Source organism: Micromonospora sp. DT46 (genome assembly GCF_049841735.1).
Classification (GTDB): Bacteria; Actinomycetota; Actinomycetes; order Mycobacteriales; family Micromonosporaceae; genus Micromonospora; species Micromonospora reichwaldensis.
Genome location: NZ_JBNCKW010000003.1, coordinates 687420 through 699096, shown reverse-complemented (window position 1 = coordinate 699096; position 11677 = coordinate 687420). Strand labels below are relative to the sequence as shown.

Sequence of the window (11677 nt, the reverse complement as noted above, 5' to 3'; positions counted from 1 at the left end):
CGATGGCACCGGCCGCCATCCGGACGACGGTTGGTGCCGGGCCGCCGCCGCGGCTTCGGGCACCTACCGGAAGGCTGATGCGATCGTGTTCGTCGCGTGGAGAGATCTACGGTTCGCCAAGGGCCGCTTCGCCCTGATGGGAACGGTCGTGACGCTGATGACGCTGCTGGTGGTCCTGCTGTCCGGGCTGACCGCCGGCCTGGGACGCGGCAGCACCTCGGCGATCAGCGACCTGCCCGCCGACCACCTGGTGTTCTCCGCCCCGGCCGACGGGCAGAAGCTCTCGTTCACCGAATCCACCGTCAGCCGCGAGCAGTGGCTGCGCTGGCAGGACATCCCGGGGGTGAGCGCCGCCGCGCCGCTGGGAATCGCCACCGCCCGCGTCGACGCGGGCGAGCGCAGCGCCGCGCTGTCCGTGTTCGGCGTCCCGCCCGGCTCGGGCCTGGCACCCGCCACCCTCGCGACCGGACGGGCCGTGCTGTCGCGGGGCGCGGCCGACGCGCTGCACGCCCGGCCCGGACAGACCGTGTCCGTCGGCACACACCGCCTCACCGTCGACGCGGTGGCTGGCGACGCCTCCCACAGCCACACCCCGGTGATCTGGACCGACCTGCACGACTGGCAGGCCCTGGCCCCCGGCGCCAACGGTGACGCCGCGACGGTCGTCGCGCTGCGCACCACCCGCGACGCCGACCTGGCCGCCGCCGACCGACACCTGCGCACCCGTACGGTCACCCGCACGCAGGCGCTGTCCGCGATCGGCTCCTACACCGCCGAGAACGGGTCGCTGCAACTGATGCGCGGGATGCTGTTCGGGATCTCCGCCCTGGTCGTCGGCGCGTTCTTCACCGTGTGGACCATCCAGCGCGCCCCCGACGTCGCCGTGCTGAAGGCGCTCGGCGCCACCACCGGCCACCTGCTGCGCGACGCTCTCGGGCAGGCCCTGGTGCTGCTGCTCGCCGGCACCGCCGCCGGCACCGCGCTCGCGGTCGCGCTCGGCGCCGCGGCGGCCGGCACGGTGCCGTTCGCGCTCACCGCCGAATCGGTGCTGTTCCCGGCCGCCGTGACGATCGCGCTCGGTGCGGCCGGCGGCGCCCTGTCCATCCGCCGCATCACCTCCGTCGACCCGCTGATCGCCCTGGGGAGCGCCCGATGAGCCTCGCACTCGCCGACGTCACGCTGACCTACCCCGACGGCGACGCCCGGCTGACCGCGCTCGACCGGGTCAGCCTGTGCGTGCCGGCGGGCAGCACCACCGCCGTCATCGGCCCCTCCGGCTCCGGCAAGTCGAGCCTGCTGGCGGTGGCCGCCACCCTGATCACCCCCGACTCGGGAACGGTGCTCGTCGCCGGCACCGACACCTCGGGGCTCGGCCGCGCGGGCACTGCCGCGCTGCGGCGGGAGAAGATCGGAATCGTCTTCCAGCAACCCAACCTCATCGCCTCGCTGACCGCCGCCGAACAGTTGCAGGTGATCGCCCATCTCGCTGGCGGTTCCCGCCGCGCCGGCCGCGCCCGCGCCGCCGAACTGCTGGCGGCGGTGGGGCTCACCGGTCAGGCCGCCCGTCGCCCGCACCAGCTCTCCGGCGGGCAGCGCCAGCGGGTCAACATCGCCCGCGCCCTCATGAACGATCCCGCGGTGCTGCTGGTCGACGAACCCACCAGCGCGCTGGACCACGAGCGCGGCGCCGCGATCGTCGAGCTGGTCACCGACCTCACCCGCCAGCGCGGCACCGCCACCGTCCTGGTCACCCACGACCGGGAGCACCTGCACCGCGTCGACGCGGTCGCCGAGATGATCGACGGCCGGCTGCGCCTGCCGACCCCGGCCTGAGCGCCCGCTCCGCAGGTCCGGCGCTGCGCGGCGGCCCCCGGTGCGGCAGAGTGACACCGTTGGCCGGCGAGCGAGGAAGGGCGGTTGCGCGTGGAGGGTCCGACCGGGGTGGTGTTCCCGAAGACCGACGCGGGACGCAGTACGTCCGCGCTCGGGCGGGCGGTCGTCGCCGACGCCCTGCGCGCCGTCGATCCGGTCGGCGCGCGCTCGGCGGAACACGAGACGAACTGGCGCCACGGTTACCTCGGGCACTTCCGGCGGCTCGTCGAGGCCGGACTGCTCTCCCGCGAGGCCGCGGTGACGATCGCCCGGGACGGGCTCGCCTCGCTGCACCGCCGGATGGCCGTGGTGCGCGCCGACGGCACCGAGACCGGCCTCGGCGAGGTGTTCGACGCGCCCACCGAGGTCGCGCCGCTGCACACGGCGACGGTCGCCGGCACCGGCGAGGTCGACCGCGAGTTCTTCCTGCCGTACCGGGGCCGGCGGCTGCGCGGCGACGAGCTGCGCCGCCGGCTCGACGCGTGGGTGACCGCCGGCGTCGTCGAGCCCTCCTGCGCCGAGGCGGTACGCGCCGTCATGGCCAACCCGGACTGGCTCGACCTGCGCGACCAGCGCATCGTGGTGCTCGGCGCGGGCGCGGAGATGGGCCCGCTGCCGTCCGTGCTGCGCTGGGGCGGCGACGTCGTCGCGGTCGACCTGCCGCGCCCGGAGATCTGGCGGCGTCTGCTGGACACGACGCGCCGTGGCGGCGGCCGGCTGCACCTGCCCGTCCCGGCCGGCACCGACCCCGACGACGGCGCGTTGGCCGCCCGGGCCGGCGCCGACCTGCTGCACAACCTTCCGCAGGTGGCCGACTGGCTGCTCGGCGTCGACGGCCGGCTCGTGCTGGGCAACTACGTCTACGCCGACGGCGCGACCAACGTCCGGGTCGCCACGGCGGTCGACGCGCTCACCCTCCGGTTGCAGGACCGCCGCGACGACGTGGCGCTCGCGTTCCTGGCCACCCCCACCGACGTCTTCGCCGTCCCCGGCGACGCGGTGCACCACGCCGAACGCGGCTACGCGGCGCGCGGCGTCGTCCGCCGGTCGTTGCGGGTCGCCTCCGGCGGCAGGCTCCTGCACCGCAACTACCCGCCGGGCGTCGACCCGGGCGTCAACGACAGCCTTGTCCCCCAGCAAGGGCCCAACTACGCGCTGGCGAAACGCCTGCAACGGTGGCGGGCCACGGTGGCCCGCGACGGCGGGGCGACCGTGTCGTTCACCGTCGCCCCGCCCACCCGCACCCGCTCGGTGCTGCGCAATCGGGCGCTGGCCGCCGCGTACGCCGGTGCGCACCGCTTCGGCATCGAGGTGTTCGACCCGGCCACCAGCAACACACTGATGGCCGCGCTCCTGGTGCACCACCTGCGTACGGGCGCTCCGGCGCTGCCGCACCCGTGGCAGGACGAGGCGTACGGCGCCGCGCACGGCGGACTGTGGCGGGTGCCGTACGCCCCGCGCAGCGCCCTGGGCCTCGCCGTCCTGCTCGGACTCGGCGGCGCGCGGACCTGACCTGCCCCGACCGCCGACGGCTCCCCGGCGGCCGCTGAGCTCAGCCGAGCTGGAGACGGTCGGCCAGGTCGGCCCGGGTGAACGCGGCGACCACGTCGTCGCGCCCCTCGGTGAAGTGGGCCCAGCTGTCCACGTGCACCGGCACGACCCGCCGCGCGCCCAGGATGCGGGCGGCCTCGGCGGCCTGGGCGCTGTCGAGGGTGAGCAGCGCGCCGTCGAACATGGGGGTACGCACGGCCCCGGCGAACAGCACGGCGGTGTCGACCGGCCCGAAGCGCTCGGCGATCTGCCGGACCAGGTCCAGCGAGGCGTTGTCGCCGCTAACGTAGACCGTGGGCAGGTCGGCGGCGGTCAGGACGAACCCGACGACCTCGCCGGTGAGCGGCTCGCAGCCCTCCGGACCGTGCCGGGCGGGCACGCCCGTCACGGTCACGGTGCCCCCGCCGGGGCGCTCCAGCTCGACGGACTCCCACGGCGCCAGGCCCCGGGCGGTGCCGCCGAGACGACCCGCGCCGCTGGGAGTCGTCACGGTCAGGGCGACGTCGGCCAGCAGGGCTCGACCGGCGTGGTCGAGGTTGTCGGGGTGCTGGTCGTGGGAGAGCAGCACCGCGTCGACGGGGCCGAGGTCGGCCGCGCCGGCGGCGGCGGGGGCCGTCTTGGTCAGGACCATGCCGGGACCCAGCGGGTAGTCGCCGGGGGCGTCGAAGGTCGGGTCGGTCAGGAACCTGAGGCCGCCGTACTCGATGAGGGCGGTCGGGCCGCCGAAGACGCGGACGGGGACGGTCGTCGTGCTGGTGTCGGTCACCACGGTTCCTCACGGTCGGGGGATGGCTCTGCCGTGAGGAACCGTAATCGACCGTTCATCGCAGGGTGAGCGGGGTCTCCGACCCGATGCGAGTCAGCTTCTGCGGGTTGCGGACATAGTAGAGGCCGGTGATCCGTGCGTCCTCGACACGCAGCGCCAGCACGCCGTCGATCTCGCCGTCGAGGCGTACGAGCAGTGCCGGGTTGCCGTTGACCACGGTCGGCCCGCCGGTGAGCACGCCGTCGAGCCTGCTCAGACCACCGAAGAACATCCGGGCCACCTTCTCCGCGCCCGTGACCGGCCGCAACGCGGCCTGCATGACACCGCCGCCGTCGCTGACCAGGACGACCTCGGGGGCGAGCACGTCGAGCAGGCCCCGCAGGTCCCTGGTCTCGATCGCGTGTCGGAACGACTCCAGCGCCGCCCGGGCCTCGCTCGGCGAGACCACCCGACGGGGGCGGCGGGCGTCGACGTGCTCGCGGGCGCGGTGCGCGATCTGCCGGACGGCGGCGGGGCTCCTGCCGACGGCGGCGGCGATCTCGTCGTAGCCGACCTCGAACGCCTCCCGCAGCACGAACACGGCGCGCTCGGTCGGCGACAGCGTCTCCAGGACGAGCATCAACGCCATCGACACGCTCTCGGCGAGCTCGACGTCCAGGGCCACGTCCGGCGCGGTGAGCAGCGGCTCGGGCAGCCACGGGCCGACGTACGCCTCCCTGCGGCGCTTCATCGCGCGCAGCCGGTTGAGCGACTGCCGGGTCGTGATCCGGACCAGGTAGGCGCGCCGGTCGCGTACCCGGTCCATGTCGACCCTGACCCACCGCAGCCAGGTCTCCTGCAGGACGTCCTCGGCGTCGGCCGCCGATCCGAGCATCTCGTACGCGACGGTGAAGAGCAGGTTGCGGTGGGCGACGAAGGTCTCCGTCGCCGCGTCGGTGCCGTGGTCGCTCATGTCCCCCCTGCGCTCCTTCGCGGTCGGCCCCCGGTGGTCGAGGGCTCTCATGACGGCCGGGCCGCCCGTGCGGTGGTGGCCGTCGCCTCGACGCGCCTGGCCCGCAGCAACTGCTGGCGCGTGTCGTCCTTGATCCGCAGGGCGAGCGAACCGGGTCTGCGTGCCTCGTACGCCAACTGCCAGATGATGCTCCTGCAGACGAGTTCCTTGAGCTTCGCGGCCGGGCGGCCGCCGAGGTGCAGTCGCACCGCGGTGTCGTTCCGGCGGGAGAACTGGAACAGGCCGGCGCGACGCCCCAGGCTGACGCACTGGCCGGCGAACCCCACGTGGACCGGCGCGGGCTGCTCACCCGCGAGCCGGCTGAGCACCGTCTCGGCGGCCTGCGGGCCGAGCTGCATCGCGGCCTGGCAACTCATCCGGAACGGCAGGTCCGACGGCGCCGCCGAGTCCCCGGCCGCCACGATGCGCACGTCGTCCACGCTCGTCAACGTCTCGTCCGTGAGCAGCCGGCCCGACGCGTCGGTGCTCAGCCCGCTGCGGCCGGCCAGGTCCGGCACGCCGAATCCGGCGGTCCAGATGGTCACCGCGCTCGGCAGCCGGCGACCGCCACCGAGCCGCACGGCATCGCCGGCGACGGCCGTCACCGTCGCGTCGGGTCCGTCGAGCACGGTCACTCCGAGCCGGGCGAGCCTCGCGGCCACCGAGCGCCGGACCCGCGGATGCAGGTACGGACCGAGCACCTCACCGCAGACCAGGGTCACGGCGCGCCCCGCCTCCGCCAGCTCGGCGGCGGTCTCGATGCCGGTCGGGCCCCCGCCGACCACCGTCACCGGGGCCCCGGCGGGAGCGGCGGCGAGGACGGGCCGCAACCGCTGGGCCTCCTCCAGGCTCGCCACCGGGTAGGCGAACTCGGCCGCCCCGGGCACGTCCGGGGCGGCGCTGCCGCTGCCCACCGCGTAGACCAGGTAGTCGTAGCCGACCGTGCCGCCCGTCGCCAGCGTCACGCGGCGCTCCGCAGCGTCGATCCGGGTCACGCTGTCGACGACCAGCCGCACGCGCCCGGCCAGGACGTCCCGGTAGTCGACGACCGCGTCGTCGGTCCCACCCACCAACTGGTGCAGGCGGATCCGCTCGACGAAGGTCGGCCGCGGGTTGATCAGGGTCACTGTCACGTCGTCGCGCCGGGTCAGGCGATTGGCCGCCATGACGCCCGCGTACCCGCCGCCGATCACGATCACATCGGTGTTCCCGTTCATGGTGTCTCCTCCGTTTCCTGGGCCTTCGGTCTCAAGACACCGCGTGACCGACCGTTGTGACATGCGTGGGCCAGATCACTGCCCGGGCCCCGGGCGCGAAAAAGGAAGGTGGCGCGCCGCGATGTCGCCTAGCCTCGCGAGGACACCCACCGACACGAAGCGGAGATCGATCATGAGGACGTCCGGCGGTTTCCCCGGTTCCCTGTCCGTCTCCACCGCCGGAAAGGCACTTCGTGTTCGGTCTGTTCGAAAACCCTGTTGATCCCTTCCCGACCGGCGACGACCGCACCCCGGCCGCCGGCGCCCGGCGGTTCCTCCTGGAGGAGTTCCGACCGCTACGACCGGTCGTGACGGCGGCCGTCGCCACCACCGTGCTGGCCGCCGCGATCGAGGTGTGGCTCATCGGGTACGCCGGACGCCTCGTCGACACGCTCGCCGCCGCGAGCCCGGACCGGCTCTGGGCCGACCACGGCACCGGGTTGCTCACCGTCGCCGTGTTCGTGCTGCTGGTCAGGCCGCTGATCCACGTCATCGGCGAGGCGCTGGACGACATCGCGTTCCGCGCCAACGCCCGCCCGCTAGCCCGCTGGCGGGCACACCGGCACGTGTCCCGGCAGTCCGTCGGCTGGTTCCGCGCCGATCTCGCCGGACGCATCGCCACCCTGGTACGCGACGGCGGCGATGCCGCCAGCACCGCCGCGTACTCGGTCGTCCACACGCTGGTGTTCGTGATCGCCTACATCGCCGGCTCGGTGTGGCTGATGTCCACGATCGACGTGCGCCTGCTGCTCCCACTGGGGGCCTGGATACTGGCGTACGCGCTGCTCATGCGGTGGATCGTGCCGCGCTACCGGCGCGCGTCGGAGCGCCTGCAGGACGCGGAGTCCGCGCTGACCGGCCTGCTCGTCGACTCGTACGGCAACGTCGACACGCTCGCGCTGCTCGGCGGCCAGGACAGCCGCACCGCACACGACCGCCGGGTGTTCGCGCTGTCCAGGCGCGCACACCTGGACCTGCAGCGGGTCGAGGTGACGATCAACGGCACCATGATGGCGCTGAGCAGCGCGCTGCTCGTCGGACTGGTCGGATACGGGATCGCGCTCTGGCGTACCGATGCCGCGCCCCTGGGTCTCGTCGCGGCCGCGCTGGCGCTCAGTTTCCGGATCACCGCGATGGCGGAGTGGCTCCTGGACGCGGTGTCGTCGCTGTTCAGGTCGGTCGGCGCGCTCCGGCGGGCCCTGCGGACCGTCGCGCAACCGCTCGCGGTCGCGGACAAACCCCAGGCGACCCATCTACGGGTACGGGGTGGAGCCATCACCTTCACGCAGGTCAGCCACCACTACGGCCGTGGCGGGGGCGGGCTCGACCGGCTCAGCCTCGACGTCGCCGCCGGTGAGCGCGTCGGCATCGTCGGCAGGTCGGGTGCGGGCAAGTCCACGCTGGTCGGACTGCTGCTGCGGTTCCACGACGCGGAGTCCGGCACGATCATGATCGACGGCACCGACATCACGGACGTGACGCAGGAGAGCCTGCGCGGCCAGATCGCCATGGTCGCCCAGGAGGCCACCCTGCTGCACCGCTCGGTCCGGGAGAACATCGCCGGCCCCGACGCCGAGGACGCACGGGTCGAAGCAGCGGTACGCCGGGCGTCCGCCGACCGGTTCGTCGCCACGCTGAGGGACCCGGACGGTCGGACCGGCCTGGACGCGCATGTCGGCGAACGGGGCGTGCGCCTGTCCGGTGGCCAGCGGCAGCGGATCGCGCTGGCCCGCGCGTTCTACCGGGACGCGCCGATCCTGGTCCTGGACGAGGCCACGTCCGCGCTCGACTCCGAGGCGGAGGCCGCCATCCACGGCACGCTCAGCGAGGTGATGACCGGCCGTACGGTGATCGCGATCGCCCACCGACTCTCCACCATCGCCCGCATGGACCGGATCGTGGTCCTCGACGCCGGCCGGATCGCCGAGCAGGGCACCCACGCGCAGCTGCTGGAACGCGGCGGGCTCTACGCGGACCTGTGGTCGCGGCAGTCCGGCGGATTCCTCGGCACGGCCGCGGTCAGTGCCGCAGCGGTCCGGTGACCTCGATCGGCTCCACGTGCCCGGTCAGCGGCGCCCGGCGGTGCAACTCGAGCCCGACGTCGATGACGACGGACCGCTCCAGGGCACCCACCCGCGGCATCGGGATCCACCGCGCCAGGTCGGTCGAACCGCCCGTCTCGTCACGAAGCTCGCCGCCGGTGACGCGTACGTCATAGAAGACGCCCACGCTGTGCAGCTCCGCGCCGTCGGGGCCGCCCCACTCGACGTACCTCGCCCGCGAGTCCACACCGAGCAACCGCTCGACCTGGACCTCGTAGCCCGTCTCCTCGGCCGCCTCGCGGACGACCGCGTCGAACGGATCCTCGCCGTGCTCGACCCTCCCACCCGGCAGCGTCCAGTGTCGCTGGGACCCGTCGGGCGACACGTACCGGGCAAGCAGCAGATGTCCGTCCCGCAGACACACGCCGTACGCGGCGACCCGCAGCCGTTGCGCGACCACTTAGCTCCCCTTCCGAAACGACGACGCCCATCCCCGACCCACGGCCAGAGCATCGTCAGATCAACCTCGATCACCCTCGCGCCAGATCACGCTTCTGTCGCAGGCCTCGATTGCGGCACGAGCGGTGCGTCCTCCCGTGCCAGGAGGTAGCGGGCCGCCGCCATCAGCGCCTCGGGCGAGTCCTGGAACGCGCCGAGGCCGATATTGCACTCACCGCAGAGTAGACCGCGTACTTGCCGGGAGTTGTGGCAGTGGTCCACGACGAGGCGAAACGGCTCGGAGTTCGGTGTCCCGTCAAGCCGTGGCCGGCCTCTGGACCTGACCTTCAGTTCGCTCTCATGGCGACCGCAGATGGCGCACCGGTAGTCCTGAGCCACACGCCGCGCGTCGTACTCCTGCGGCCTGATCCGGTAGAAGGACCAGAGGTTGTCGGCTCGGATCTTGTCCGGATTGGCTCTGCGGTTCTTGTGGTTGTTGGCGCGGGCGTACTCGCGGCACGAGGCGCACGCGACCAACTCTCGGCCGGCCTTCATGAAGCTCTCGAGCGGTCGGGTCTTCTCGCACCGATTACACACCTTGGACACGTAACAACAATACTCCATATTCTTGTTACCCAAGAACAGTCATTATGATGTGCGTCCGATTTGCCCCCTTCGCGACGACTCTTTACTGGTTTATCGTTACCGATAATCCGATAATCCACGAGGAGGGGTGCCCGTCCCGTTCCAGCTGAGTTGAGGCAGGGCGTTCAGACGGGTCGGCTCACGCAGCGCAACTGGAACCGAGCGCCCGGACCGCGGTCAAACCCCGCTGACCAGTGTCATGAGTCATTCCCCGCAGCAACAACGCTCTGACAGACTCCGATCGTGACCGCCACCTTCTGGAACCGACCAGCGACGTGGAAGGCGTTCCTGCTGGTCGGGGCCTACCTCGTCTTCTTCCTTGCCGTCGGACAGCTGGTCGGCGTGGTGGCCGGTGACGACATCGACAAGGACAACGTGCTCGCCGACCCGGCCAGCATCTTCCTCGCCCTGGTGCTGCCCATCGCGATCGGCGCGGCCGCCCTCATCGCCTTCGCCTGGCGGGTGGGCTGGCTCCGGGCCATCTTCGGACCTCAACCGATCCGCGGCCGTGGCTGGATGTGGATCGGGCCGGTGCTGGCGCTCCTCGCGGTCGTCGGCCATGTCGGGGCCACCAACTGGAGCAACTGGAGCGGTCAGCAGATCGCGCTGGTCGCTCTTCTCGGTCTGTGCGTCGGCGTCGCGGAAGAGCTGGCCACCCGCGGACTCGCCGTCAAGATGTTGCGCGACGCCGGACACGGCGAACGGTTCGTCGCGATCGTGTCGTCTCTGCTGTTCGCCCTCATGCACTCGGTCAACCTGCTCTCCGGCATGCGGCTCTCGACCGTCGCGAGCACGATCGTCTACACCTTCGGCTTCGGCATCTGCATGTACCTGGTCATGCGCGTGACCGGCACGATCTGGGCCGCCATCATCCTGCACGGCATCACCGACCCGACGACGATCCTGTCCAGCGGTGGCATCGACCAGGCCGTCAACGCCGGCGGAACGGACGGCTGGTCGGCGCTCACGGGTCTCGCCACGATCGGGTTCATGCTGTTCGCCGTCGTCGCGATGTTCTTCATCCGCGGCAACGCGACCGCCAAGCCGACGATCAACGCCTGAACAGGCACCACGCGGTGTGGGACGCCGCCCCTGAAGCACGCCGCCACGCCTGGTCGACGTACCCCCTGGCTACCATGCTGCCATGATCGAGGAACTGGTCCGGGCGGCCGGAGCCGGCGACGACGCCGCGCTCGAGGAACTGATCGAGATCGCCGCCGCCGAGCCGGCACGCCTCGCCGGACACCTGAGCCTGCTGCTCGACGCGGGCGTACTGTGGCCGCCGACCTTGTATCGCGGCGCGACCGGAGACGTGGTTGGCCGGATCGTCGACGACGTCGACGCTGGCCAGTCCCCCCTCCGGCTCAACCATCTGCTGCTCATCCTCGCGCACTCCGGCGACCCACGCGCCGAGCAGGCCCTGCGGCGATGGCAGGAGCAGCCGCCGGCCGGTTTCGACAAACTGCACGTCGGGGCGCTGGCCTACGCCCACCAGGCCGGTTGGACGGTCGCTCCCGACGGCAGCCGCCGGGAGCTGTGCGCACCCTCGGCGTACCGATTGGTCATGAACGAGGTGCCACGGCCCGCCGGCGACCCCACCTGTCCGTGGTGCGCCTCCCCGCTGTGGACCATCGCCGACCTCGACACCGACGCCCCCGAGGTGGGCGATGTCCTGGCCCACACCGGCTGGGCCGGCCGGCTGAGAATCGTGACCTGCCACCTCTGCGCCTGCTACACCACGCTGTACTGCCAGGTCACGACCGACGGCGACGCCGTCTGGTGGACGGGCAACAGCCGCCCGGATTGGGCGCCGGCCACCACCGAGCCGGCGGACCCGCCGGCCGTGCTTCCCGCCGTCGGCCCCCGCCGGGCCACGCCGTTCGAGGCCAGCGCGTGGCACGAGGGCGGCTCCACCCTGGGCGGCCATCCCGACTGGATCCAGGACGCCGAGCACATCGACTGCCCCGCCTGCCGCCAGCCGATGGACTATCTCGGCCTGGTCGGCGGAGCCGACGTGGACTTCGGCGAGGGCGCCTACTACCTGCACCTGCACGCGCCCTGCGGCGTCGCGGCGGTGAACTACCAGCAGAGCTGACCGCAGCGCGCTCGCGGTGCC

At 72.6% G+C, this 11677-nt stretch carries 11 protein-coding genes; 6 read left to right on the top strand and 5 right to left on the bottom strand.

The window, feature by feature from the left end; translation table 11 throughout:
* Positions 1 to 85 precede the first annotated feature (85 nt).
* The 3 genes from ACLQ20_RS11010 (at position 86) to ACLQ20_RS11000 (ending at position 3384) form a co-directional block, all read left to right on the top strand.
* A complete protein-coding gene (locus ACLQ20_RS11010; RefSeq protein WP_425855291.1) occupies positions 86 to 1156 on the top strand; it encodes an ABC transporter permease in 1071 nt (356 codons plus the stop codon).
* The gene (locus ACLQ20_RS11005) at positions 1153 to 1833 is read left to right on the top strand and encodes an ABC transporter ATP-binding protein (RefSeq protein ID WP_425855290.1); all 681 of its coding nucleotides are present in this window, start codon (positions 1153 to 1155) and stop codon (positions 1831 to 1833) included. The genes ACLQ20_RS11010 and ACLQ20_RS11005 overlap by 4 nt, the downstream gene beginning before the upstream one ends.
* A gap of 90 nt (positions 1834 to 1923) precedes the next feature.
* The gene (locus ACLQ20_RS11000) at positions 1924 to 3384 is read left to right on the top strand and encodes a hypothetical protein (RefSeq protein ID WP_425855288.1); all 1461 of its coding nucleotides are present in this window, start codon (positions 1924 to 1926) and stop codon (positions 3382 to 3384) included.
* Between the two features lie 40 nt (positions 3385 to 3424).
* Here the strand turns inward: ACLQ20_RS11000 and ACLQ20_RS10995 are convergent, their stop codons facing one another.
* Genes ACLQ20_RS10995 through ACLQ20_RS10985 form a run of 3 tightly spaced genes read right to left on the bottom strand, consistent with a single transcriptional unit; the run spans position 3425 to position 6397 of the window.
* A complete protein-coding gene (locus ACLQ20_RS10995; protein WP_425855286.1) occupies positions 3425 to 4192 on the bottom strand; it encodes an MBL fold metallo-hydrolase in 768 nt (255 codons plus the stop codon).
* A gap of 52 nt (positions 4193 to 4244) precedes the next feature.
* The gene (locus ACLQ20_RS10990) at positions 4245 to 5141 is read right to left on the bottom strand and encodes an RNA polymerase sigma-70 factor (protein WP_358118115.1); all 897 of its coding nucleotides are present in this window, start codon (positions 5139 to 5141) and stop codon (positions 4245 to 4247) included.
* Positions 5142 to 5188: 47 nt separating this feature from the next.
* Entirely contained in the window at positions 5189 to 6397 is a 1209-nt protein-coding gene (locus tag ACLQ20_RS10985) for an NAD(P)/FAD-dependent oxidoreductase (RefSeq protein ID WP_358118113.1), read from the bottom strand.
* Between the two features lie 233 nt (positions 6398 to 6630).
* Here ACLQ20_RS10985 and ACLQ20_RS10980 point away from each other — a divergent pair, with 233 nt between their 5' ends.
* Positions 6631 to 8478, top strand: coding sequence for an ABC transporter ATP-binding protein (locus ACLQ20_RS10980; RefSeq protein ID WP_425855284.1), 1848 nt, complete (start codon positions 6631 to 6633; stop codon positions 8476 to 8478).
* Here the strand turns inward: ACLQ20_RS10980 and ACLQ20_RS10975 are convergent.
* Positions 8456 to 8938, bottom strand: a complete 483-nt coding sequence (locus ACLQ20_RS10975) for an NUDIX domain-containing protein (protein WP_358118109.1) — start codon at positions 8936 to 8938, stop codon at positions 8456 to 8458. The genes ACLQ20_RS10980 and ACLQ20_RS10975 overlap by 23 nt on opposite strands.
* 86 nt (positions 8939 to 9024) lie before the next feature.
* Entirely contained in the window at positions 9025 to 9522 is a 498-nt protein-coding gene (locus ACLQ20_RS10970; RefSeq protein WP_425855282.1) for an endonuclease domain-containing protein, read from the bottom strand.
* Positions 9523 to 9804: 282 nt separating this feature from the next.
* Here ACLQ20_RS10970 and ACLQ20_RS10965 point away from each other — a divergent pair, with 282 nt between their 5' ends.
* Both ACLQ20_RS10965 and ACLQ20_RS10960 read left to right on the top strand, forming a co-directional pair.
* Complete coding sequence (locus ACLQ20_RS10965; protein ID WP_425855281.1) at positions 9805 to 10623, top strand: CPBP family intramembrane glutamic endopeptidase; 819 nt, start codon at positions 9805 to 9807, stop codon at positions 10621 to 10623.
* A gap of 82 nt (positions 10624 to 10705) precedes the next feature.
* On the top strand, positions 10706 to 11656 hold the full coding sequence (locus tag ACLQ20_RS10960) for a hypothetical protein (RefSeq protein WP_425855279.1): 951 nt from the start codon (positions 10706 to 10708) through the stop codon (positions 11654 to 11656).
* Positions 11657 to 11677 lie beyond the last annotated feature (21 nt).

What these genes read in the sequence shown, in the direction of transcription:
- ACLQ20_RS11005 (WP_425855290.1), top strand. Translation starts at nt 1,153, where the DNA reads ATGAGCCTCGCACTCGCCGACGTCACGCTGACCTACCCCGACGGCGAC.
- ACLQ20_RS10990 (WP_358118115.1), bottom strand. Translation starts at nt 5,141, where the DNA reads ATGAGCGACCACGGCACCGACGCGGCGACGGAGACCTTCGTCGCCCAC.
- ACLQ20_RS10985 (WP_358118113.1), bottom strand. Translation starts at nt 6,397, where the DNA reads ATGAACGGGAACACCGATGTGATCGTGATCGGCGGCGGGTACGCGGGC.
- ACLQ20_RS10960 (WP_425855279.1), top strand. Translation starts at nt 10,706, where the DNA reads ATGATCGAGGAACTGGTCCGGGCGGCCGGAGCCGGCGACGACGCCGCG.